20 protein-coding genes and 1 other RNA gene are annotated in these 22,270 nt (G+C 58.0%); 4 read left to right on the top strand and 17 right to left on the bottom strand.

All coding sequences use genetic code 11. The features are described 5' to 3' along the window. Window positions 1-92: 92 nt before the first annotated feature. From ACSEMK_RS23215 to ACSEMK_RS23250, 8 genes are all read right to left on the bottom strand, one after another. Window positions 93-836, bottom strand: coding sequence for an SDR family oxidoreductase (locus tag ACSEMK_RS23215; protein ID WP_430914690.1), 744 nt, complete (start codon window positions 834-836; stop codon window positions 93-95). 60 nt (window positions 837-896) lie between these two features. After that, complete coding sequence (gene gcvP / locus ACSEMK_RS23220; protein ID WP_087859757.1) at window positions 897-3,770, bottom strand: aminomethyl-transferring glycine dehydrogenase; 2,874 nt, start codon at window positions 3,768-3,770, stop codon at window positions 897-899. A gap of 125 nt (window positions 3,771-3,895) precedes the next feature. Then, a complete protein-coding gene (gene gcvH, locus ACSEMK_RS23225; RefSeq protein WP_015703428.1) occupies window positions 3,896-4,285 on the bottom strand; it encodes a glycine cleavage system protein GcvH in 390 nt (129 codons plus the stop codon). A gap of 24 nt (window positions 4,286-4,309) precedes the next feature. Next, a complete protein-coding gene (gene gcvT / locus ACSEMK_RS23230) occupies window positions 4,310-5,404 on the bottom strand; it encodes a glycine cleavage system aminomethyltransferase GcvT (protein ID WP_316424745.1) in 1,095 nt (364 codons plus the stop codon). A gap of 422 nt (window positions 5,405-5,826) precedes the next feature. Beyond that, a complete protein-coding gene (ubiI, locus tag ACSEMK_RS23235) occupies window positions 5,827-7,029 on the bottom strand; it encodes an FAD-dependent 2-octaprenylphenol hydroxylase (protein ID WP_015703429.1) in 1,203 nt (400 codons plus the stop codon). A 10-nt stretch (window positions 7,030-7,039) separates the two neighbouring features. Continuing rightward, window positions 7,040-8,218, bottom strand: coding sequence for a 2-octaprenyl-6-methoxyphenyl hydroxylase (gene ubiH, locus ACSEMK_RS23240; RefSeq protein WP_316424744.1), 1,179 nt, complete (start codon window positions 8,216-8,218; stop codon window positions 7,040-7,042). Continuing rightward, window positions 8,215-9,531 carry a Xaa-Pro aminopeptidase gene (gene pepP, locus ACSEMK_RS23245; protein WP_430914691.1) on the bottom strand — a complete coding sequence of 439 codons (1,317 nt, stop codon included), beginning with the start codon at window positions 9,529-9,531 and terminating at the stop codon, window positions 8,215-8,217. The genes ubiH and pepP overlap by 4 nt, the downstream gene beginning before the upstream one ends. 26 nt (window positions 9,532-9,557) lie before the next feature. After that, complete coding sequence (locus ACSEMK_RS23250; RefSeq protein WP_015703432.1) at window positions 9,558-10,136, bottom strand: YecA family protein; 579 nt, start codon at window positions 10,134-10,136, stop codon at window positions 9,558-9,560. 166 nt (window positions 10,137-10,302) lie between these two features. On the opposite strand from ACSEMK_RS23250, the gene zapA reads away from it, so the two are divergent. From zapA to ACSEMK_RS23265, 3 genes are all read left to right on the top strand, one after another. Next, window positions 10,303-10,632 (top strand): cell division protein ZapA, encoded by a 330-nt coding sequence (gene zapA, locus ACSEMK_RS23255; protein WP_004205298.1) that lies wholly within the window; start codon window positions 10,303-10,305, stop codon window positions 10,630-10,632. 41 nt (window positions 10,633-10,673) lie between these two features. Then, window positions 10,674-10,857, top strand: a non-coding RNA gene (gene ssrS, locus ACSEMK_RS23260) — 6S RNA. Between the two features lie 99 nt (window positions 10,858-10,956). Then, window positions 10,957-11,553, top strand: coding sequence for a 5-formyltetrahydrofolate cyclo-ligase (locus tag ACSEMK_RS23265; protein ID WP_430914692.1), 597 nt, complete (start codon window positions 10,957-10,959; stop codon window positions 11,551-11,553). A gap of 86 nt (window positions 11,554-11,639) precedes the next feature. On the opposite strand, the gene serA is transcribed toward ACSEMK_RS23265, so the two are convergent. Together serA and rpiA are read right to left on the bottom strand one after the other, a co-directional pair. Next, a complete protein-coding gene (gene serA, locus ACSEMK_RS23270; protein WP_015369774.1) occupies window positions 11,640-12,872 on the bottom strand; it encodes a phosphoglycerate dehydrogenase in 1,233 nt (410 codons plus the stop codon). Between the two features lie 268 nt (window positions 12,873-13,140). Continuing rightward, complete coding sequence (gene rpiA / locus ACSEMK_RS23275) at window positions 13,141-13,803, bottom strand: ribose-5-phosphate isomerase RpiA (protein ID WP_015369772.1); 663 nt, start codon at window positions 13,801-13,803, stop codon at window positions 13,141-13,143. A gap of 167 nt (window positions 13,804-13,970) precedes the next feature. Here rpiA and argP point away from each other — a divergent pair, with 167 nt between their 5' ends. After that, a complete protein-coding gene (argP, locus tag ACSEMK_RS23280; protein ID WP_008806448.1) occupies window positions 13,971-14,864 on the top strand; it encodes a DNA-binding transcriptional regulator ArgP in 894 nt (297 codons plus the stop codon). A gap of 54 nt (window positions 14,865-14,918) precedes the next feature. On the opposite strand, the gene ACSEMK_RS23285 is transcribed toward argP, so the two are convergent. From ACSEMK_RS23285 to ACSEMK_RS23315, 7 genes are all read right to left on the bottom strand, one after another. Further along, window positions 14,919-15,686 (bottom strand): oxidative stress defense protein, encoded by a 768-nt coding sequence (locus ACSEMK_RS23285; RefSeq protein WP_087859762.1) that lies wholly within the window; start codon window positions 15,684-15,686, stop codon window positions 14,919-14,921. An 85-nt stretch (window positions 15,687-15,771) separates the two neighbouring features. Continuing rightward, a complete protein-coding gene (gene argO / locus ACSEMK_RS23290) occupies window positions 15,772-16,413 on the bottom strand; it encodes an arginine exporter ArgO (RefSeq protein ID WP_049046650.1) in 642 nt (213 codons plus the stop codon). Window positions 16,414-16,568: 155 nt separating this feature from the next. After that, window positions 16,569-17,426, bottom strand: a complete 858-nt coding sequence (locus ACSEMK_RS23295; RefSeq protein WP_015369769.1) for a small-conductance mechanosensitive channel MscS — start codon at window positions 17,424-17,426, stop codon at window positions 16,569-16,571. Between the two features lie 129 nt (window positions 17,427-17,555). Next, entirely contained in the window at window positions 17,556-18,488 is a 933-nt protein-coding gene (allS, locus tag ACSEMK_RS23300; protein ID WP_032706364.1) for an HTH-type transcriptional activator AllS, read from the bottom strand. Next, entirely contained in the window at window positions 18,388-19,278 is an 891-nt protein-coding gene (locus ACSEMK_RS23305; protein ID WP_430914693.1) for a DUF2877 domain-containing protein, read from the bottom strand. The genes allS and ACSEMK_RS23305 overlap by 101 nt, the downstream gene beginning before the upstream one ends. A gap of 40 nt (window positions 19,279-19,318) precedes the next feature. Continuing rightward, window positions 19,319-20,581 carry a DUF1116 domain-containing protein gene (locus ACSEMK_RS23310; protein ID WP_435336649.1) on the bottom strand — a complete coding sequence of 421 codons (1,263 nt, stop codon included), beginning with the start codon at window positions 20,579-20,581 and terminating at the stop codon, window positions 19,319-19,321. A gap of 16 nt (window positions 20,582-20,597) precedes the next feature. After that, window positions 20,598-22,259, bottom strand: coding sequence for an acyl-CoA synthetase FdrA (locus ACSEMK_RS23315; RefSeq protein ID WP_337071935.1), 1,662 nt, complete (start codon window positions 22,257-22,259; stop codon window positions 20,598-20,600). Between the last annotated feature and the right edge of the window lie 11 nt (window positions 22,260-22,270).

Raw genomic sequence — 22,270 nt, forward strand, 5'->3', positions numbered from 1 at the left:
ATCGTTGGGTAGCCCGGATAAGGCGTAGCCGCCATCCGGGAAGGTTTCCCCGGCTCGCGCTGCGTCGCCGGGCTATTGAACGATGGCCAGGGTTATTTACCGCCCGCCAGTTCGAGGAAGCTACCCGTCACATACGACGCTTTGTCGCTCAGCAGCCAGGCAATGGCCTGAGCGACCTCTTCCGGCTGACCGCCGCGCTGCATCGGTAGCGAACTTTTCACCCGGTCCACGCGTCCCGGTTCGCCGCCGGAGGCGTGCATCTCGGTATAAATCAGCCCCGGACGCACGCCGTTTACCCGAATCCCCTGCGCCGCCACTTCCAGCGCCAGCCCGGTCGTCAGGGTATCTACCGCCCCTTTCGACGCGGCATAGTCAACGTACTCTCCCGGCGCGCCAAGGCGCGAGGCCGCCGACGAAACGTTAACTATCGCCCCGCCCTTGCCGCCATGCCGATGCGACATGCGCTTGACCGTCTCGCGACAGCAAAGAAAGTATCCGGTGACGTTGGTGGCCAGCACGCGGTTAATACGCTCGGCGCTCAGGCTCTCCACCGTACATTGGGTAAACAGGATCCCGGCGTTGTTGACCAACGCCGTCAGCGGTTCGCCCATGCGGTCAACCGCCTCAAACATCGCCATCACCTGCGCTTCATCGCTGATATCCGCCCGCAGCGCCGTGGCTTTGCCGCCAGATTCAACAATGGTATTGACCACTTCGGTGGCGGCTTTAATGTTGTGATGATAATTAACCGCGACGGTATACCCTTCCTGCGCCAGCAGCAGCGCCGTCGCCCGGCCTATGCCGCGGCTCGCGCCGCTAATCAGAGCTATCGCCATACCTTTCCTCCAAAAAATAAAGGCGCCGCAGCGCCTTTAAAAGTTTAGCTAATTCACCACTTACTGGTATTCGCTCATCGGGACGCAGGAGCAGAACAGGTTACGGTCGCCATACACGTCATCCAGGCGTTTTACTGTCGGCCAGTACTTGTTGTGCAACCCAGCCGGGAATACCGCCAGCTCGCGGCTGTACGGATGGTTCCACTCGCCAACCAGCTCACCCTGGGTGTGCGGCGCGTTCACCAGCGGGTTATCTTCCAGCGGCCATTCACCGGCTTTAACGCGATCGATTTCCGCGCGGATCGCCAGCATGGCGTCAATAAAGCGGTCCAGCTCTACCTTGCTTTCAGATTCTGTCGGCTCAACCATCAGCGTCCCGGCAACCGGGAAGGACATGGTCGGCGCATGGAAACCGAAGTCGATCAGGCGCTTAGCAATATCCAACTCGCTTATGCCGGTCTCTTCTTTCAGCGGACGAATATCGAGAATACATTCGTGCGCCACGCGACCATCGCGGCCGGTATACAGCACCGGGTAGGCATCTTTCAGCCGGGTAGCGATATAGTTAGCGTTGAGAATCGCGTTCTGGCTCGCCTGCTTCAGCCCTTCCGCGCCCATCATGCGGATATACATCCAGCTGATCGGCAGGATAGAGGCGCTGCCGAACGGCGCGGCGGAAACCGCGCCCTGACGGGTCAGCATGCCTTCAATCTGTACCACGCTGTGGCCCGGTACAAACGGCGCCAGGTGCGCTTTCACGCCGATAGGGCCCATACCTGGGCCGCCGCCGCCGTGCGGAATGCAGAAGGTTTTATGCAGGTTGAGGTGTGAAACGTCAGCGCCGATAAAGCCCGGAGAAGTGATCCCAACCTGGGCGTTCATATTGGCGCCGTCGAGGTAAACCTGACCGCCGAACTGATGCACTATCTCGCACACTTCACGGATGGTCTCTTCATACACGCCGTGGGTCGACGGATAGGTGACCATGATGCAGGAGAGATTCGCCCCCGCCTGCTCTGCTTTTTCACGCAGATCGGCAAGATCGATGTTGCCGTTTTTGTCGCAGGCAACGACCACCACCTGCATACCCGCCATCTGCGCGGAAGCCGGGTTAGTGCCGTGCGCGGAGCTTGGGATCAGGCAGATATCGCGATGGCCTTCGTTGCGGCTCTCGTGATAGTGGCGAATCGCCAGCAGGCCAGCATACTCGCCCTGCGCGCCGGAGTTCGGCTGCATACAGACGGCGTCATAGCCGGTCAATTTAACCAGCCAGTCAGAAAGCTGGGCGATCATCTGATGATAACCTTCCGCCTGCTCGACCGGGCAGAACGGGTGCAGCTCGGCAAATTCCGGCCAGGTGATCGGGATCATCTCCGCCGCGGCGTTCAGTTTCATGGTACAGGATCCCAGAGGGATCATCGCCTGGTTCAGCGCCAGATCTTTACGCTCCAGCGCGTGCATGTAGCGCATCATCTCGGTTTCGCTATGGTAGCGGTTAAACACCGGATGGGTGAGGATCGCATCGTCGCGCAGCATCGCCGCCGGGATCGAACGGCTATCCAGCGCCACGTCTTTATCCAGGGTATCGATATCCAGACCGTGATCGTCGCCGACGATGGCGCGGAACAGGTTCAGCACATCTTCGCGGGTGGTCGCTTCATCGAGCGTAATGCCAACCGCGCCGTGAATATCGCTACGCAGGTTAATCTGCAGCGCTTCGGCACGCGCCAGCACCGCGGCTTTATCCGCCACTTCGACGCAAAGGGTGTCGAAGTAGTGCGCATGGCGCAGCTTCAGCCCTTTCTTCTGCAGGCCGTCGGCCAGAATGTCGGTCAGGCGATGAATGCGGCCAGCGATACGTTTCAGGCCCGCCGGGCCGTGGAAAACCGCGTACAGGCTGGCGATGTTGGCCAGCAGAACCTGCGAGGTACAAATGTTGGAGTTCGCTTTCTCGCGGCGGATATGCTGCTCGCGAGTCTGCATCGCCATGCGCAGCGCGGTATTACCCGCCGCATCTTTCGATACGCCGATAATACGGCCCGGCATGGAGCGTTTGAATTCATCTTTCGCCGCGAAGAAGGCCGCGTGCGGGCCGCCATAGCCCATCGGCACGCCGAAACGTTGAGCGGAACCGAAGACAATATCGGCGCCCTGCTTGCCCGGCGCCGTCAGCAGCACCAGCGCCATAAAGTCAGCGGCGACGCTGACAATCACTTTGCGCGCTTTCAGCTCGGCGATAAGTTTACTGTAATCGTGGATTTCACCGGTGGTGCCAACCTGCTGCAGCAGCACGCCAAAGACATCCTGGTGATCGAGCACTTTGTCGGCGTCATCGACAATCACGTCGAAGCCAAAGGTTTCCGCGCGGGTGCGAACCACATCCAGCGTTTGTGGATGAACGTCGGCGGCAACGAAGAAGCGGTTGGCGTTCTTCAGTTTGCTCACGCGTTTGGCCATCGCCATCGCTTCGGCGGCGGCGGTGGCTTCATCAAGCAGCGAAGCGGAAGCGATATCCAACCCGGTCAGATCCAGTGTCACCTGCTGGAAGTTGAGCAGTGATTCCAGACGGCCCTGGGATACTTCCGGTTGGTAAGGGGTGTAGGCGGTGTACCAGCCCGGGTTTTCCAGCATGTTGCGCTGAATGACCGGCGGTAGTTGCACGGCGGTGTAGCCCATGCCGATGTAAGACTTGAAGCGCTTGTTGCGACCGGCGATCGCCTTCAGCTCCGCCAGCGCGGCGAATTCGGTAGTCGCGTCGCCCACCTGTGGTGGGGTCGCCAGCTGGATATCCTGCGGCACAATCTGGCCAATCAGGGCGTTAAGCGAATCCGCGCCGACGGTCTTCAGCATCTCTTGCTGCTGCTGAGCGTCCGAGCCAATGTGACGTTCAATAAAGGCGTCGCGGTTTTCAAGCTGACTTAAAGTCTGAGTCATGAGCGATGGTTCCTGAAACGTGCGGTGAATGTGTTTTCTCCCTCTCCCTTAGGGAGAGGGCTGGGGTGAGGGTATTATCGGTTCCCCTCACCCTTCCCTCTCCCCACAGGGGAGAGGGTAAAGGCTTATTCGTCTTCTAACAGAGCTTCATAGGCGGTCGCATCCAGCAGCGCGGCAACCTGCGCTTCGTCGCTGGCTTTAATTTTGAAGATCCAGCCGTCGGCATACGGGTCGCTGTTGACCAGTTCCGGAGAGTCGTTCAGCTCTTCGTTGACGGCAACGATTTCACCGCTAATCGGCGCGTAGATATCAGAAGCCGCTTTCACAGATTCGGCAACGGCGCAATCGGCGCCCGCTTCAACGGTGGCGCCCACTTCCGGCAGGTCAACGAAAACCATGTCGCCAAGCAGCTCCTGCGCGTGCTCGGTGATCCCAACGGTATAGGTACCGTCCGCTTCTTTACGCAGCCACTCGTGTTCTTTGCTGTATTTCAGTTCTGCTGGTACGTTGCTCATCAATTCATCTCCAAAAAAGGGAAATCACACAATGGCTTTGCCATTGCGTACAAAACCAGGTTTAGTCACTTTTACCGGCATTTCACGGTTACGAATTTGCACCACCGCGGTTTCGCCAATCCCGGCCGGTACGCGAGCCAGCGCGATGCTGTAGCCCAGCGTCGGCGAGAAGGTGCCGCTGGTGATAATGCCTTCTTTTTGATTACCGTCGCTATCGGTAAAACGTACCGGCAGGCCGCCGCGCAGGACGCCTTTCTCGGTCATCACCAGGCCAACCAGCTGCTCGGTGCCTTTTTCGCGCTGCATTTCCAGCGCTTCGCGGCCGATGAATTTACGATCGGCGGGCTCCCAGGCGATAGTCCAGCCCATGTTCGCCGCCAGCGGCGAGACGCCTTCATCCATCTCCTGGCCATACAGGTTCATCCCGGCTTCCAGGCGCAGAGTATCGCGCGCGCCAAGACCACACGGCTTAACGCCGGCGTCCAGCAGACCGCGCCAGAAATCCGCCGCCTGCTCGTTCGGCATAGCGATTTCATAACCCGCTTCGCCGGTATAACCGGTGGTGGCGATAAACAGGTCGCCGGCCTGTACGCCGAAGAACGGCTTCATGCCTTCCACGGCCTGGCGCTGAGCGTCGGTGAACAGCGTCGCCGCCTTCGCTTTCGCCTGCGGACCCTGCACCGCGATCAGCGACAGATCGTCGCGAACGGTGATTTCAAGACCGTAAGGTTCGGCTTGTTCGGAAATCCAGGCGAGGTCTTTTTCACGAGTGGCGGAGTTAACAACGAGGCGGAAATAATCTTCAGAAAGGAAATAAACAATCAGGTCATCGATGACGCCGGCGGAAGCGGTTAGCATGCCGGTGTAGAGCGCTTTGCCTGGGGTGGTAAGCTTCGCCACATCGTTTGCCAGCAAATAGCGCAAGAACTCTCTGATCCGGCTGCCGTGGAAATCGACGATGGTCATATGCGACACATCGAACATCCCTGCATCGCCGCGCACCGCGTGGTGCTCATCAATCTGGGACCCGTAATGCAGCGGCATCATCCAGCCATGGAAATCCACCATGCGAGCGCCGCACAGCGTGTGTTGTTCATACAACGGAGTCTGTTGAGCCATCTTTTCCTCATCGAATAAAACGGAACCAGCCACGATATTGTCGGCGATTTTGCGCCACGAAATCCGGCGACGGCACCGCTTACGGACACCGACGCAAACGTTCTCTTTTGCCTGAACTTACCACCGAACCCGGTGCTAAACCATAAGGTAAATCAGGACATCACATTAGCTTATGACCAAAGCGCGCCGGAAAGCCTACAGAGTTATTGACTGGAAAAAAGCGATTTATGCCACATAAAATTAACATGATGAGCCAACCAGTCAGGTGATGATGGTGTTTTATGCGATTTTACGGGCCTAATTTCTTTAACAAAAAAAAGAGCGCATTAATAAAACTAATGCGAAATAAGAGGTGAAATTAGAATATTTCAAATGAGGGAGAAAACCCGGCGCGCAGGCCGGGTAAAAGAAGTGTGACGGGGTTAACGTAACCAGGCGGGGAGATCGTTAAGGCCCATCGCCTGACGAATCAGCTGCGGTTTTACGCCAGGCAGCGAATCGGCCAGTTTGAGCCCCATGTCGCGGAGGAATTTCTTCGCCGGATGGCTGCCGGAGAACATTTCGCGGAACCCCTGCATACCCGCCAGCATCAGCGCGGCGCTGTGCTTGCGGCTGCGCTCATAGCGGCGCAGGTACAAATGCTGACCGATATCTTTACCCTGCGCGTGCAGGCGCTTCAGCTCGTCGATAAGTTCGGCGGCGTCCATAAAGCCAAGGTTTACCCCCTGCCCGGCCAGCGGATGAATAGTGTGGGCGGCATCGCCAACCAGCGCCAGACGATGGGCGGCGAACTGACGCGCGTAGCGTCCGGTCAGCGGGAAAACCTGCCGATCGCTTTCAAGCTGGCAAAGGCCAAGGCGATTATCAAAAGCGATGTTCAGCGCCTGGTTAAACGCGGCTGCATCGGCCTGCTGCATCCGCTGCGCCTCCTCCGGCGACAGCGACCAGACGATCGAGCACAGATGCGGATCGCTAAGCGGCAGGAAGGCCAGAATGCCTTCGCCGTGAAACGCCTGACGCGCCACCGCCTGATGCGGCTCGGTGGTACGTATCGTCGCCACCAGCGCATGATGGCGATAGTCCCAGAAGGTCAGTGGAATATCGGCTTTATTGCGCAGCCACGAATTGGCGCCATCGGCGCCGACCACCAGCCGCGCGGTCAGCATGCTGCCGTCCTGCAGGCTCAGGAAGGCTTCGTTTTCGCCCCACGCCACCTGCTGCAGCTGCGCAGGCGCCAGCAGGGTAACGTCAGCACAGCGCTGCGCCTTCTGCCACAGCGCGTGATGCACCACGGCATTTTCAATAATATGGCCCAGATGGCTAAAGCCCATGCTCTGGTCATCGAAGCTAATGCGGCCAAAGCTATCTTTGTCCCACACTTCCATGCCGTGATAGCAGCTGGCGCGCTGGGCGATGATTTCGCTCCAGACGCCCAGCTTATCCAGTAGCTTTTCGCTGGCGGCATTAATAGCCGAAACGCGCAGCGCCGGCGGCGCATCGGCGTCAAGAGGCTGCGGCGCCGCTTGTTCCAGCACCGCGACGCGCAGGCCGCTGCCCTGTAAACCACAGGCCACCGCCAGTCCCACCATTCCGCCGCCAACAATGGCAACATCAACACTTTGCACGTTCTACTCCTTAACGGGGAACCCAACCGAGGGTACGCTGCGCCAGCGCATCGCGCGCCGGGGTAAATAATTCCATCGCCATTAGCCCGACGTTGCGCCCCGCCACCAGCGGCGCCCAACGGTTGGCAAAGAGATGCACCAGCCCATCGGTCACGCCGATGGTGGCGGCTTTATCATCCGCTCGCCGCGCCTGATAACGGCACAGCAGGGAATAATTGCCCACATCCTCGCCGAGCGCGTGGGCATCGGCAAGCATTTCAGCCAGGCTCATCACGTCGCGCAGACCGAGATTAAAGCCCTGCCCGGCGATCGGGTGTAATGTCTGCGCCGCGTTGCCGACCAGCGCCAGACGGTGCGACACCGAACGGATAGCGGTAGTTAACGCCAGCGGATAGACGCTACGCTTACCGGCATGGGTAATGCGCCCCAGCCGCCAGCCGAACGCCTGCTGTAATTGCTGGCAAAAACGTTCGTCAGACCAGCTCAGCACCTCGTCGCGCCGCGACTGCGGATGGCACCACACCAGCGAACAGCGCCCTTGCGACATCGGCAGCATCGCCAGCGGACCATGCTCGGTAAAGCGTTCGAAGGCGCGGCCTTCGTGCGGCAACGCGGTGCTAACGTTGGCGATAATCGCCAGTTGCTCATAGGGCTGCTGCTGCCAGCTAATGCCGCAGCGCGCGCCCAGCGACGAACGCGAACCATCTGCCGCCACCAGCAGCTTACCGTTGATCGTTTCGCCGCTATCAAGGGTGAGGCTGACGCTGTCCTGGCTGCGGTTGACCGCTTCCACTTTCGTCGGACAGTGCAGGGTGACGCCCGGCGCCTCGCGCAGCAGGCTAAACAGCCGCTGGCCGACATCGTGGAGTTCAACCACCTGCCCCAGCGCCGACAGGCCGTAATCGGCCGCCGCCAGGTTTACAAAACCGGCATGGCCGCGGTCGCTGACGTGTACCCGCTGGATAGGCGTCGCTCGTTTAGCAAGGTTCTGCCAGATACCGATGCGCGCCAGCTGCTGGCAGGTGCCCGCAGCCAGGGCGATCGCCCGATCGTCAAAACCTGGGTGGCGTGACGACGCCGGATCCTGCGCTTCAATCAGATGAACCGGCAGCGCACCGCCGGTCAAACGGGAGATGGCCAGCGCGAGCGTCGCGCCGGTCATCCCGCCGCCGACAATCAGCACGCTCATGACTGGCACGCCGCCGCCATCAGCGCCTCGATCTCATCCGCCTTCTTCACCACGCTGGCGGTGAGATTTTCGTTGCCATCTTCGGTAATCACGATGTCATCTTCAATACGAATACCGATGCCGCGATATTGCGCCGGTACGTCGGCGTCGGTGGCGATATACAGCCCCGGCTCGACGGTCAACACCATTCCCGGTTCCAGTACCCGCGAACGGTCGGTGTCGTAATTACCGACATCGTGCACATCCAGACCCAACCAGTGGCTCAGGCCATGCATAAAGTACGGGCGGTGGGCGTTGTTGGCGATAAGCTCGTCAATCTCGCCTTTCAGGATCCCCAGCCGCACCAGGCCGGTAATCATAATGCGCACCACTTCCTGATTAACTTCATAAATAGAGGTACCCGGACGATACAGCTCCAGCGCGGTTTCCAGCGATTCCAGCACGATGTCGTAGATTTCACGCTGCGGTTTAGTGAATTTACCGTTAATCGGGAAGGTGCGGGTGATATCGCCCGCATAGCCGCGGTATTCACAGCCGGCGTCAATCAGCACTAAATCGCCATCACGCAGTTCGGATTCGTTTTCGGTGTAGTGCAGGATGCAGGCGTTTTCGCCGCCGCCAACGATGGTGTTATAAGACGGGAAACGCGCGCCATGGCGGTTGAATTCATGGAGAATTTCGCCTTCCAGCTGATATTCGAACATGCCTGGGCGGCATTTTTCCATCGCCCGGGTATGGGCAAGGGCGGAAATCTCGCCGGCGCGGCGCATTACTTCCAGCTCTTCCGCGGATTTAAACAGGCGCATTTCATGCACCACAGGCCGCCAGTCGATGACGGAGTTCGGCGCCTGCAGGTTCTGACGTGAACCTTTACGCAGTTTTTCGAGGGCGTTAAACACAATTTCATCGGCATAGGCATATTCGCCCTGGGCGAAATAGATAGCATCCAGGCCGTTGAGCAGTTGATACAGCTGCTGGTTGATTTCGCTAAACGCCAGCGCGCGATCGACGCCGAGTTTCCCCGGCGCGGCATCCTGTCCCAGACGGCGGCCAAACCAGATTTCCGCCGTCAGATCGCGAACGCGGTTAAACAGCACGCTATGGTTGTGCGTGTCATCGCTTTTGATCAGCACCAGCAGCGCTTCCGGTTCATTGAAGCCGGTGAAGTACCAAAAATCGCTGTTCTGCCGGTAGGGATATTCCGAATCTGCGCTGCGTACCGCTTCCGGCGCGGCAAAAATCAGCGCCGCGCTGCCCGGCTGCATCTGCGCCAATAATGCCTGGCGACGAGAAAGAAACTCCTGCTGTGTCATGACGCCCCCTGAATGTCGTTTTTTATTTAGTGTAACGTTGGCTTGCGTACTTCCGGTGCGGTTGGCTGCTGGCGCGCAAAGGTATCGTGGCACAGTAACGCGGCGACGCGTACGTACTCAATAATCTCTTCGAGAGACATCTCCAGCTCTTCCTGGTCTTCATCTTCGTCGTAGCCGAGTTGCGCAATGTTACGCAGATCATCGATGGCTTCGCCGGTCTCATCCTTCACTTTATCCAGCTTCGGCTGGGTCACGCCAAGGCCTAACAGGAAATGGTTAACCCAGCCCGCCAGCGCGTCGGCGCGGTCGAAAACGCTGACGTTGTCGCCTTCCGGCATATACAGCTGGAACAGAAAGCCGTCATCTTCCAGCGAGTCGCTGGTGGCGGAATGCATGCTACGCAGCGCCTGGGCCAGTTCATGACCAAAGGCAAGACCTTCGTTGGTCAGGTCATGCACCAGCGGCTGCCAGCTGCTGTCGGTGTTGCCGCCGCAGAGGATGCCGCTTATCAAACCGTGCATTTCGGCCGGGGTTAATCCCACCCCTTGTTGGTTCAGTAACTGGTCTACATCGTTGTAACCAGGCATTTCGTTCTGTATAGACATGCGCATTCGTCATCGTTGGGAGGAATATTCATGATATGCTACCACTTTGGACCCTGGTGAACCAGAAAAGGGCTTGTATCCCCGCACCAGGGTAGCTATAGTGTCGCCCCTTCGCAGAGCCGGGCTCGGACGTGAAGGCAGCGCAGTCAATCAGCAGGAAGGTGGCATGTCTGCACAACCCGTAGATCTCCAAATTTTTGGCCGTTCACTGCGAGTGAATTGCCCGCCTGAACAAAGGGATGCCCTGAATCAGGCAGCTGAAGACCTTAATCAGCGGTTGCAAGATTTAAAAGAACGCACTAGAGTCACAAATACTGAGCAGCTGGTCTTCATCGCCGCGTTGAACATCAGCTATGAGTTGACTCAGGAAAAAGCGAAGACCCGCGACTACGCCTCCAGTATGGAACAGCGCATTCGCATGCTTCAGCAGACCATCGAACAGGCATTGCTTGAGCAAGGTCGCATAAGCGAAAGACCGGGGTCGAAGTTTGAATAACACTTTGCAGTTAACTGTGTTAGAGTAATCGCAAGAACAAAATTTCTCTGAGATGTTTGCAAGCGGGCCAGTCCCCTGAGCCGATATTTCATACCACAAGAATGTGGCGCTCCACGGTTGGTGAGCATGCTCGGTTCGCCCGAGAAGCCTTAAAACTGTGACGACGCATTCACCTTGAACCAAGGGTTCAAGGGTTACAGCCTGCGGCGGCATCTCGGAGATTCCCTTCTTAAGTTCGCATTATCCCCTCAACGTTGTTTTCGGCCTGTGCCGCCCTGTATTACACTTTCCCGTATCGTTTCGCCTGCTCGTAATGAGACCAGCATGACTATACAGCCCGATATCCCGCTCTCCAGACAGCAAATTCGCCAGCAGATCCGCGAGCGTAGACGCGCGCTTAGTGCCGAACAGCAGCAGCGCTTCGCCCTGCAGGCCGCTGAGCGAATGATGGCGTATCCGCCCGTCGTTCTCGCTCATACCGTAGCGCTGTTCCTCTCCTTCGACGGCGAGCTGGACACCCAACCGCTGATTGAGCAATTGTGGCGTGCAGGCAAGCGGGTTTATCTGCCGGTACTGCATCCGTTTAGCCCCGGCAATCTGCTGTTTTTATATTACCATCCGCAAAGCGAGCTGATTTTTAATCGCCTTAAGATTTACGAACCAAAGCTCGACGTGCGCGACGTCCTGCCGCTGGCCGAGCTCGATGTGCTGATTACCCCGCTGGTCGCCTTCGATGCCAGCGGTCAACGCCTGGGGATGGGCGGCGGTTTCTACGATCGTACCTTACAAAACTGGCAGCAGTATCGCCTGCAGCCGGTAGGCTACGCCCACGACTGCCAGCAGGTGGACACCCTGCCGATCGAACAGTGGGATATACCGCTGCCGGCGGTGATTACGCCAGGCAAAACCTGGCGCTGGTAGATAGGTGCGCGAGTTCGAGAGTTGCGCCCGGAAGGCGTTAAAAAAATACGGGCAGGTACCAGACCTGCCCGCGAGGCAACAACAAATTAGTACAGCAGACGGGCGCGGATGGTGCCCGGGATCGCTTTCATCGCCAGCAGCGCCTGCTGCGCGACGTCGCCGTCGGCTTCGATATCAATTACCACGTAGCCCATCTGCGGAGTCGTTTGCAGATACTGGGCGGCGATGTTGATATTCTGCGCGGCGAAAATCTGGTTAAGCGCCGTCAGGATGCCCGGTCGGTTTTCATGAATATGCAGCAGACGGCGTCCGCCGTGCAGCGGCAGAGAAACCTCCGGGAAGTTCACCGCCGACAGCGTAGAACCGTTGTCGGAATACTTCGCCAGCTTGCCTGCCACTTCCAGACCAATGTTCTCTTGCGCTTCCTGAGTTGAACCGCCGATATGCGGCGTCAGGATCACGTTATCGAATTCGCACAGCGGAGAGTTAAACGGATCGCTGTTGGTCGCCGGTTCCGTCGGGAAGACGTCGATGGCCGCGCCGGCCAGGTGTTTACGCGACAGCGCATCGCACAGCGCCGGGATATCGACCACCGTGCCGCGAGAGGCGTTGATCAGCAGCGCGCCCGGTTTCATCAGCGCCAGCTCTTCCGGCCCCATCATATTTTTGGTGGAGGCGTTTTCCGGCACGTGCAGGCTAACAACATCGCTCATGTTCAGCAGGTCGGAGAGGTGCTGAACCTGCGTGGCGTTACCCAGCGGCAGTTTGTTTTCGATATCATAAAAATAGACGTGCATCCCCAGCGATTCCGCCAGAATGCCGAGCTGGGTGCCGATATGGCCGTAACCGATAATCCCCAGTTTTTTGCCGCGCGCTTCAAAGCTGCCTACCGCTTGCTTATTCCACACGCCGCGATGCGCCTTGGCGTTAGCTTCCGGCACGCCGCGCAGCATCAGCAGCAGCTCGCCGATGACCAGCTCAGCCACCGAACGGGTGTTCGAGAATGGGGCGTTAAATACCGGGATACCGCGCTTCGCCGCCGCATCCAGATCGACCTGGTTGGTGCCGATACAGAAACAGCCCACCGCCACCAGTTTTTCCGCCGCGGCGAAGATCTCTTCAGTCAGATGAGTACGGGAACGCAGGCCGATAAAATGGGCATCACGGATCGACGCTTTCAGCTCTTCAGTATCGAGCGCGCCTTTGTGAAATTCGATGTTGGTGTAACCTGCCGCACGAAGGTTATCGATTGCTTTTTGATGCACGCCTTCAACGAGCAGAAATTTAATCTTGTCTTTTTCCAGTGATACCTTAGCCATTTCCCCGTCCTGTTTTTATTGGTACTGATGTCGTGCTGAACAAAAACTCTTCCAGCAACATATCAAAAAAAACTATCGCGGCAATATGAACGTTTGCCTCGCCGACCTGAAGAAATATCACGTTGAAGCAAAAGACAGGACAAAACACCAGAAAGAGAATAGATGGCAGATTGTTACTCAGAAAGGTTACGTAAATGTGACACAAGTCACCAAATTAAGGCCATAGAAAAAAATTTAGGGGGAAGCGCGAAACTTCCCCCCGATCGTCTTATTTGTTGACGATGGTCTTCACGCCGTCGGCGGTACCGATCAGCGCCACGTCGGCGCCGCGGTTGGCGAACAACCCGACGGTCACCACGCCCGGAATACCGTTAATGGCGTTTTCCAGCGCGATAGCGTCAAGAATTTCCAGTCCGTGTACATCGAGGATCACGTTACCGTTATCCGTCACCACGCCCTGACGATATTCCGGGCGGCCGCCCAGCTTCACCAGCTGACGCGCGACGGCGCTGCGCGCCATCGGGATCACTTCAACCGGCAGCGGGAAGTTGCCGAGGATATCAACCTGCTTGGAGGCGTCGGCGATGCAGATAAACTTATCGGCAACCGAGGCGATGATCTTCTCGCGGGTCAGCGCCGCGCCGCCGCCTTTGATCATCTGCATGTGGCCGTTAATTTCATCCGCGCCGTCAACGTAGATGCCGAGGCGGTCAACGGAGTTAAGGTCGAATACCGGAATACCGAGGCTTTTCAGCTTCTCGGTAGAAGCGTCGGAGCTGGATACCGCGCCTTCGATCTGCCCTTTCATGGTCCCCAGCGCATCAATAAAATGCGCCGCCGTGGAGCCGGTGCCGACACCCACAATGGTGCCCGGTTGTACATATTGCAGCGCTGCCCAGCCGACTGCTTTTTTCAGTTCATCCTGCGTCATGATTATCGTCCGAGATGTGAATACTTACCGCGCATTATAGAACATCGACGGATGAATTGTCCCTGCGATGGCGATCACACATCTGAGCAGACCATTTTCGTCTTTATCAAAAACAAATTTATGTCATAGTGCGGGTTAACGAAAAGTTATGGGGGTACGCCAGAATAATGAAACGACCGGACTACAGAACATTACAAGCGCTGGATGCGGTGATTAGGGAACGTGGGTTTGAGCGCGCCGCGCAGAAGCTATGCATTACACAGTCCGCCGTCTCACAGCGTATCAAACAGCTGGAAAACATGTTTGGCCAACCGCTGCTGGTGCGTACCGTGCCGCCGCGCCCGACCGAGCAGGGGCAAAAACTGTTGGCTCTGCTGCGCCAGGTTGAGCTACTGGAAGAAGAGTGGCTTGGCGATGAGCAGACCGGCTCCACGCCGCTGCTGCTGTCGTTGGCGGTCAACGCCGACAGTCTGGCGACCTGGCTGCTGCCGGCGCTGGCCAACGTGTTATCCGACTCCCCTATCCGCCTCAATCTGCAGGTTGAAGATGAAACCCGCACCCAGGAGCGCTTGCGTCGTGGGGAAGTGGTCGGCGCGGTGAGTATTCAGCCGCAGGCGCTGCCAAGCTGCCTGGTCGATCAACTCGGTGCGCTCGATTACCTGTTCGTCGCCTCGAAGGAATTTGCGCAACGCTATTTCCCTAACGGGGTAACGCGTTCTGCGCTGCTGAAAGCGCCGGTGGTCGCCTTCGATCATCTCGACGATATGCACCAGGCGTTCCTGCAGCAAAACTTCGACCTGCCGCCGGGTAGCGTGCCCTGCCATATCGTCAACTCGTCGGAGGCCTTCGTGCAGCTGGCGCGTCAGGGCACTACCTGCTGTATGATCCCGCACCTGCAGATCGAGAAAGAACTGAAGAGCGGCGAGCTTATCGACCTGACGCCGGGGCTGTTCCAGCGCCGAATGCTCTACTGGCACCGCTTTGCGCCGGAAAGCCGCATGATGCGCCGGGTGACCGATGCGCTTATTGATTACGGCCACAAGGTGCTGCGCCAGGATTAAACGGCGGGCATAAAAAAAGCCACTTCACTGAAGTGGCTTTTTTGTCGCTGCGGCTTACTGAGCCGGTTTCGGCGCTTCAGCTGGTTTCGCCGGCGCGGCAGGCGCGGCGGCCTGTGCTGGCTGCAGTTCAAAGACCACGTCAACCTGATCATCAAACTGGATGGTCGCCTGCTCGTAGGTTTCCTGGGCGGAGACCGGCGCGGCGTCAGCCGCCTTCATCATGCGAACCATCGGGCTCGGCTGATAGTTGGAAACATGGTAACGCACGCTATAGACCGGCCCCAGCTTGCTGTGGAAGCCAGCAGCCAGCTCCTGCGCCTGATGCACCGCATCATCGATAGCCGCTTTACGCGCTTTATCTTTATAGGCGTCAGGTTGCGCAACGCCCAGCGATACGGAACGAATTTCGTTCAGCCCCGCTTTCAGCGCGCCGTCCAGCAGGCCATTCAGCTTATCGAGCTGACGAAGGGTAACTTCAACGGTACGCACCGCGCGATAGCCCTTGAGGATGCTTTTCCCGTTCTGATAGTCGTAATCAGGTTGGGTACGCAGGTTTGCCGAGCTGATATCCTTTTTGGCAATGCCGCTCTTTTCAAGGAAAGAGAGATATTGCGCAACGCGATCGTCAGCCTGTTTTTTTGCCGATGCCGCATCTTTTGCCGCGACGTTAACTTCAATCGCCAGAGTGGCGATATCCGGAACCGCTGCAACGCTTGCTGTGCCTGAAGTCACAATGTGCGGGCCATCCGGCAATTCATTTGCCTGCGCCGCCATCGTGCTGAATCCGAGTGCTGCCGCCAGGGCTAAGACTTTTAACTTCACTGTCGTTTCTCCATCTTGCTTAGGTCGCCCATTTTAAGGACGCATGCCAGCTAGCTTAGCGCTTACGCGCGGAAAGTCCATCGGACTAAGCCTGGTTGATGAGCATCTGTATATGTTGCAGGCCATCTTTTGCCAACTGCAGGGCGATAAACCACATCACCAGCCCGACAAGCACGTTGATGATTCGCTGCGCCCGCGCGGTACGTAAACGCGGCGCCAGCCACGCGGCCAGCAGCGCCAGGCCGAAGAACCATAAGAATGACGCGCTAATCGTCCCCAGCGCGAACCAGCGTTTAGGCTCGACCGCCAACTGTCCGCCGAGGCTTCCGAGCACCACAAAGGTATCGAGATACACATGAGGGTTAAGCCAGGTCACCGCCAGCATGGTGACGATAATTTTCCAGCGCCCTTGCTTCATGACCTCGGCGCTGGCCAGCTCGAGATTATTGCTCATCGCCGTCTTCAGCGCGCCGAAGCCATACCATAACAAGAAGGCGACACCGCCCCAGGTAACCAACGCCAGCAGCCACGGCGACTGCATCAGCAGCGCGCTACCGCCGAAAATACCGGCGCAGATCAACACCAGATCGCTAAGCGCGCACAACAGCGCAATCATTAAATGATACTGACGGCGGATCCCCTGATTCATCACGAAAGCGTTTTGCGGCCCGAGCGGCAGGATCATCGCCGCACCCAGCGCAAGCCCTTGAAAGTAATAAGATAGCATCGTTTAATTTTCCGGTTTCATCGTTAATGCCGGAGAATATAGCGCGTCGTCATCATTAGCGGAAATTGATAATTTTAATCATTAATAAGTAAAGCTAATACACAAAGACAAAAAAAAGACCGGCGGTGCCGGTCTTGTGTCATTGCAGGTAGAAATTACTGCGCTTTTTCCTGCTGATTTACCATGTGTACGTCCATCTGCGGATACGGGAAGCTGATGCCGTTAGCGTCGAAATCACGCTTAATGCGCTCCAGCACGTCCCAGTAGACGTTTTGCAGGTCGCTGCTTTTGCTCCATACGCGAACCACGAAGTTTACCGAAGAGGCGCCCAGTTCATTAAGGCGAACGGTCATTTCGCGATCGCGCAGAATGCGGTCATCGGATTCGATAATCGCGGTCAGCAGTTGTTTCACCTTATCGATATCGGCATCGTAGGAGACGCCGATAATAAACTCATTACGGCGCGCCGGCTCACGGGAGAAGTTAATGATATTGCCAGCGATGATTTTGCCGTTCGGCACCACCACGATTTTGCCATCGACGGTACGCAGAGTAGTGGAGAAAATCTGCACGTTCTGCACGGTGCCCGCGATGCCGCCGAGATCGACATATTCACCGGCGCGGAACGGGCGGAACATCACCAGCAGTACGCCTGCGGCAAGGTTCGACAATGACCCCTGCAGCGCCAGACCCACGGCCAAACCGGCGGCGCCCAGCACGGCAATCACTGAGGCGGTCTGCACGCCAACGCGGCCCAGGGCGGCAATCAGCGTAAAGGCGATAATCGCGTAGCGCACCAGCGCGGAGAGAAAATCGGCGACAGTTGCGTCTATCTTACGCGCCAGCATCAGACGGTTGACGGTGTTAGAAACGATGCGCGCCACGATCATCCCGATGATCAGGATAACGATAGCGGCAACGATGTTGACGGCATAGCTCAGCAGCAACTCCTGGTTGCGCGCCAGCCAGGTCCCGGCATGGTTGATGCTATCGACAACGTTCAAATCTTCCATTTAGTAATCCTTGGGTCATATCAAAAAAAAGCAAATGAGATCATTCTCACGAAAATGACCTTTTAAAGGTAAACAAAAACCACCGAAGATGCCATTTCTCAATCTGATCCAGATGAAACTAACGCAGCATTACGCTTGCGCAGGACGATCCACCATCCGCAAAAAACCGCTGACTAATGCCTCTTTGCGCTCGAACGCCCTGGCGATTTCACTGACGACTTTACCGCTGCCGGCATTCTTCCAGGCAACGGAGAGCGGCGAAGGCTGGCGGGGGTTGGCGACCGCACGGGCCACCAGCGCGCCGGACTCCAGGTAAGCGCGACACATCCGCTCCGGCAAAAAGCCGACCCCCAGGCCGCTAAGATGGCAGGCCAGCTTGGTGCTGAGATCCGGCACCTTGATCTCTTTTTGCCCGTTGAGCAGCCAGGCGACACGACGCGTCAGAGTCCGCGATGTATCTTCAATATTAATTGCCGGATAGCGGCGTAGCGCATCGTCGGAGAGCACCGCCGCGGGATGAGTGGCAAGGGGATGATTCTGCGCCACCACAAACTGCCAGCGAATATCGCCGAGCGGCAATAAAGAGATATTGTTGGACAGGGATTCCGAGCCGGTGACGCCAATCGCCAGCTGGAAATCGTCGTATAGCAAAGAGTCCCAGACTCCCATATAGACCTGGCGGGAAAGCTGAAAGCGGGTAAAGGGAAACTGCTGATGTAGCCAGGTCAGAAGATCCGCGGCGCTCTGCGGCTGATACAGAAGATTATTGATAACGATATTAACCTGTCTTTCGACGCCGGCATTAATCTGCTGGAGTTCATCGGGCATCACGTCGAGCCAGTTCAACCACTGCCGACAGTGCTCAAGCAGATGTTGCCCGGCCAGCGTCAGGCTTACCGATCGGGTCGTGCGTAAGAAGAGCTGCGTTGCCACCTGCTCTTCCAGCGTTTTGATACGATAGCTAATCGCCGCTGGCGTTTTGTGCAGCAGACTGGCCGCGCGGGAGAAACTCCCGGTCTCGGCGACCTGTATAAACGTGCGGATGGTTTCCTGATCGAGCATGCGTTCTCCTTGAATCCACTCTCTGTAACCAGTGCTGCGCGAATGCCATCCCCAGCAGGGTATCAGCCCCAGAAGTATGACCTACCGCCAGCAAACGCTGAATTGCCCGCTTGGGATCGCCTGTCGACTGCAGCCCGCGCATCACCTTAACCACCGGCAGCGAAAACTCGCCGCGCCTGGCGCTATTCAGATAGCTACAGCTTACCGAAGTTGTCAGCGAGGTAAGTTGATCCGCCGGGGGGATAAACGCGTGCAGGCGGTCAGAAAAACCGGCGCCGTGCAGCACCGCCAGCATCCCGGCGAGCATATCATCGCCGCTGGGGGTTAATCCTGGCCCGTTGCCAATCAGCCATTCCCAGTCCGGGCGCTCGCCGCGCCGCCAGCGCTCAAGCGCGCCCATAATAGATGAATAAAACGGCCTATCCGCCAGCGGCTGATTGAGCGCGGCGCATAGTCCGCTCTGGCATGAATAAGCCGAAAGATTGAGAAGAAACGAGCGGCCGACGGGAAAGCGAAGTTTGAGCGTCCGACGCGGGCGGATGGCAACGCCCTCACCCCACAACAAGCACCCTTGCTTAACCAGCCGCGGAAGATTAGCCAACTGCGCAAACTCGGTGCTGCTAAATAGAATACCCGTCGGGCCAATACCTTTACCGTAGCGAAACAGCGTCAGTAAAGTCCCATCGGCGTGGGCGAAATTAACCGCCTGTGAAAACTGACTATGGCGCTGCCACACGCCGTCGGCTAACTGTTCAATGCCGGTACAGGCCAACGCATTGAGGGTTTTCATCGGCGTCTCTCCGGGGCGGCAGCGCCGCCCCTTTCTCGACTCAGGCTGTGATGTGGTGCAGTTCGGCCAACGCTTCCAGCGCTTTCTCAAAGCACAGCAGCGGCGCGCGAACGGTTCCCGCCCCCACCTGGCCTATCCCCGCTTCGCGGTGGGCAATACCGGTATTGATAAGCGGCGTGATGCCGGTTTCCACGACCCGACGAACATCCAATCCCAGACAGGCGCCTTTGAAATCCCATGATGGGATCTGGAACAGCGGGTTGTTGGCAAGATAGATTTCAGACATCTCTTCCGATGTTTCCAGCGCCGCGCCCATGCCGCCAGCGCCGACGAAGCGCGTCACACCCGGTGCGGCAATCATCGCCGCGCCGCCGATCCCCAGCGTTTCGGTAATCGCGCTATCGCCGATGTCCGGGTTAGCATCCGCCTGGCTGTAGCCGGTGAAGAACAGCCCCTGCGGCGTATTCACCGGTGCGGTAAACCAGCGATCGCCGGTACCGCTAACGCGAATGCCGAACTCGCGGCCGTTGCGGGTCATGGCGGTCACCACCGAGCCGGCTTTGATTTCCGCCGCCGCATCCATCACCGCTTTGCTGTAAGCCATCGCCAGGTTGAGGAAGAACTGATCGGTGACGCTGAGGAACTGCAGCACGGCGACAATTTCCGCCTTTGGCCGATCCAGGCCGGCAATGACCGGCGACAGCGTGCGCAGCAGCAGCGACGAGGCGGCGATATTACGCTGGTGGAACTCATCGCCCATGGTAATCGCCTGCGCCATCATCGCCGTCAGGTCAACGCCGTTTTCCATTCGTGACAGCGCCTCCTGCAGCACCGGCGCGAGCGTGTCGCGCATCCAGCGCAGACGCGTTTGCACATCCTCGCCGTAGGAGCCGAAGCGCATCACTTTGCCGATCCCTTCATTCAGGTTACAGCAGGATTGGTTACCATGAACCACATCGCGCACCACCAGCACCGGCATGTTCGCCGAGGTGATCCCGCCCATCGGCCCCACCGCGCCCACGTGGTGGCAAGGGATGAATTCCACCTCTCCCTGCTCCAGCATCCGCACGGCTTCTTCTTCGCTCGTCGCCCAGCCTTCAAACAACGATGCGCCGATACAGGCTCCGCGCATCGGCCCGGTCATCTCTTGCCAGGCGATTGGCGGCCCGGCGTGCAGTAATTTACGTCCAGAAGATAGTTCAGCCACCGCCTCTTTCGCAGGACGGACGGCAACCCAATGCGGGCGCGCGGCTTTAATTCGTTCGATAATGGCTTCGTTAGCCTGTGCAATTGATGAGTACATATCCATACCTCTGAACTTAATGTAACTGCTTGAGTAAACTGGCAAGACGAGCGTTACCGCCGGCAACGGGCGCCCACTGATAATGCACTACCGGCGTACCGCTGCTTTGTAGATCCAGCGCGAAGCTGCGCAACCCGGCATTAATGACCTGCACGCCGTCGAGCAGCGGGTTATGCGCTGTCGATTCGCTCTGCGGCTGATGCTGCGTCAGGCTAACCGCCAGTAGCGTCGCCTCTTCGAGGGTTTCGACCACCGCAACCCCGGCATCGCGCAGGATGGCTATCTGCTCGCTACGGCCCTGCGGGTCGGCATCGGTGCCGGTCATGGTGGCGATGACCACCAACGGCGCGGCACGTTTACGCCGGACCTGCTCGATGGCCTCAACCACCGCCCCGGCGGGATCGGCGCAGGCGCCATAGCCCAACACCACATCCAGCAACAGCACGCCAACTTCCGGCATTGCCGCCAGCTTCTCAATTTCAATGCTACGGGTGGTTGGGTCGATCATCGGATGCGGTCTGCCGAGGGTGTAACTATCGTCGCCAAGGTCGACAATGCGATGCCCGCCGGCTTCCAGCATCACACCGTCGGCGTGGCTGTCGCTGACCGGCACTTCCAGATGATCGGAGAGCAGCATCGCGGCCTCGGCGGCAAGGGTACCGCCAGCGTACAGGCCATAAATCCCCTTGCCTGCAACCTGCGGCTGGCTCTGCCGCTGTTGCGCTACCCGCATCAGCAGTACCGCCAGCTGCGCGGCGTCCGCCAGCGAGTTCGCCAGCCAGACGTTGCCCTCGCGGCGCTGCTCGGCACGGCTGCCGAGGAACAGCGCCACCACCGGTTTATTCTGTTTTTGCATGGCGGCAATGATGCGGGCACGCACCTGTGGCGAAGGCGGTTTGGAGACAAAAGCGATAACCTGCGTCGCACTATCGGCCGCCAGCATCTCCAGCGCGGTCAGGGCGCTGATGCCGCCGACTTCGGCGCTGAGATCGCGCCCGCCAAGGCCGATGGCGTGGCTAATTCCCTGTTGATGCAGCGCCACCTGCGAGGTGATTTCCTGGATCCCGGTCCCCGATGCGCCGATGACGCCAATTCCGCCCTGCGGTAAAACGTTGGCAAAGGCCAGTGGACTGCCGGCGATCATTGCCGTTCCGCAATCCGGTCCCATCACAATGAGCCCCTTCTCGCGAGCCAGCGTTTTCAGTTCAACTTCTTGCTCCAACGGGACGTTATCGGAAAACAGCATCACGCTCTTATTGGCTAACAATCCCTCTTTCGCCACCCCGGCGGCGTACTCCCCTGCCACCGAAACCAGCAACAGATTCGCGTCCGGTAATTTCTGGCAGGCGCTCTCCCAGCGCCGCGCCTTGACCAGTTGCGTTGAGCTGCCCGATGCATTAGCGATAGCGCTCAGCTCTTTCTCTAATTGTTCACGGATTAAATCGAGAATTTCCGACTGCGCTTCCTGCGTGCGGACTGCGACACAAATATCGTTGGGCGTCGCCTCGGCGAAATCCGGATGCCAGAATCCGGTCGACTCCAGCATCGATTTATTCGCCGGGGTGCCCATCATGACCGAAACCTGATCCACTTCCGGGCGTTCACTTAATTTTCGGGAAATAATCATCAGGCTTACGGAATCCTGAAAGCTTCCCTTTTTAATAAAAGCGTAAATCATTACCGCTACCT

The sequence above is a fragment of the Klebsiella sp. K-3 genome (genome assembly GCF_051207495.1).
Taxonomy (GTDB): domain Bacteria; phylum Pseudomonadota; class Gammaproteobacteria; order Enterobacterales; family Enterobacteriaceae; genus Klebsiella; species Klebsiella aerogenes.

Excerpts from the sequence above, each read along its gene's own strand:
- serA (WP_015369774.1), bottom strand. The coding sequence starts at position 12,872 with ATGGCTAAGGTATCACTGGAAAAAGACAAGATTAAATTTCTGCTCGTT.
- gcvH (WP_015703428.1), bottom strand. The coding sequence starts at position 4,285 with ATGAGCAACGTACCAGCAGAACTGAAATACAGCAAAGAACACGAGTGG.
- rpiA (WP_015369772.1), bottom strand. The coding sequence starts at position 13,803 with ATGACGCAGGATGAACTGAAAAAAGCAGTCGGCTGGGCAGCGCTGCAA.
- ACSEMK_RS23250 (WP_015703432.1), bottom strand. The coding sequence starts at position 10,136 with ATGTCTATACAGAACGAAATGCCTGGTTACAACGATGTAGACCAGTTA.
- ACSEMK_RS23305 (WP_430914693.1), bottom strand. The coding sequence starts at position 19,278 with ATGAAAACCCTCAATGCGTTGGCCTGTACCGGCATTGAACAGTTAGCC.
- argP (WP_008806448.1), top strand. The coding sequence starts at position 13,971 with ATGAAACGACCGGACTACAGAACATTACAAGCGCTGGATGCGGTGATT.
- ACSEMK_RS23295 (WP_015369769.1), bottom strand. The coding sequence starts at position 17,426 with ATGGAAGATTTGAACGTTGTCGATAGCATCAACCATGCCGGGACCTGG.
- ubiH (WP_316424744.1), bottom strand. The coding sequence starts at position 8,218 with ATGAGCGTGCTGATTGTCGGCGGCGGGATGACCGGCGCGACGCTCGCG.
- pepP (WP_430914691.1), bottom strand. The coding sequence starts at position 9,531 with ATGACACAGCAGGAGTTTCTTTCTCGTCGCCAGGCATTATTGGCGCAG.
- gcvT (WP_316424745.1), bottom strand. The coding sequence starts at position 5,404 with ATGGCTCAACAGACTCCGTTGTATGAACAACACACGCTGTGCGGCGCT.
- zapA (WP_004205298.1), top strand. The coding sequence starts at position 10,303 with ATGTCTGCACAACCCGTAGATCTCCAAATTTTTGGCCGTTCACTGCGA.
- ACSEMK_RS23265 (WP_430914692.1), top strand. The coding sequence starts at position 10,957 with ATGACTATACAGCCCGATATCCCGCTCTCCAGACAGCAAATTCGCCAG.
- ACSEMK_RS23315 (WP_337071935.1), bottom strand. The coding sequence starts at position 22,259 with ATGATTTACGCTTTTATTAAAAAGGGAAGCTTTCAGGATTCCGTAAGC.
- argO (WP_049046650.1), bottom strand. The coding sequence starts at position 16,413 with ATGCTATCTTATTACTTTCAAGGGCTTGCGCTGGGTGCGGCGATGATC.
- ACSEMK_RS23310 (WP_435336649.1), bottom strand. The coding sequence starts at position 20,581 with ATGTACTCATCAATTGCACAGGCTAACGAAGCCATTATCGAACGAATT.
- ACSEMK_RS23215 (WP_430914690.1), bottom strand. The coding sequence starts at position 836 with ATGGCGATAGCTCTGATTAGCGGCGCGAGCCGCGGCATAGGCCGGGCG.
- allS (WP_032706364.1), bottom strand. The coding sequence starts at position 18,488 with ATGCTCGATCAGGAAACCATCCGCACGTTTATACAGGTCGCCGAGACC.
- gcvP (WP_087859757.1), bottom strand. The coding sequence starts at position 3,770 with ATGACTCAGACTTTAAGTCAGCTTGAAAACCGCGACGCCTTTATTGAA.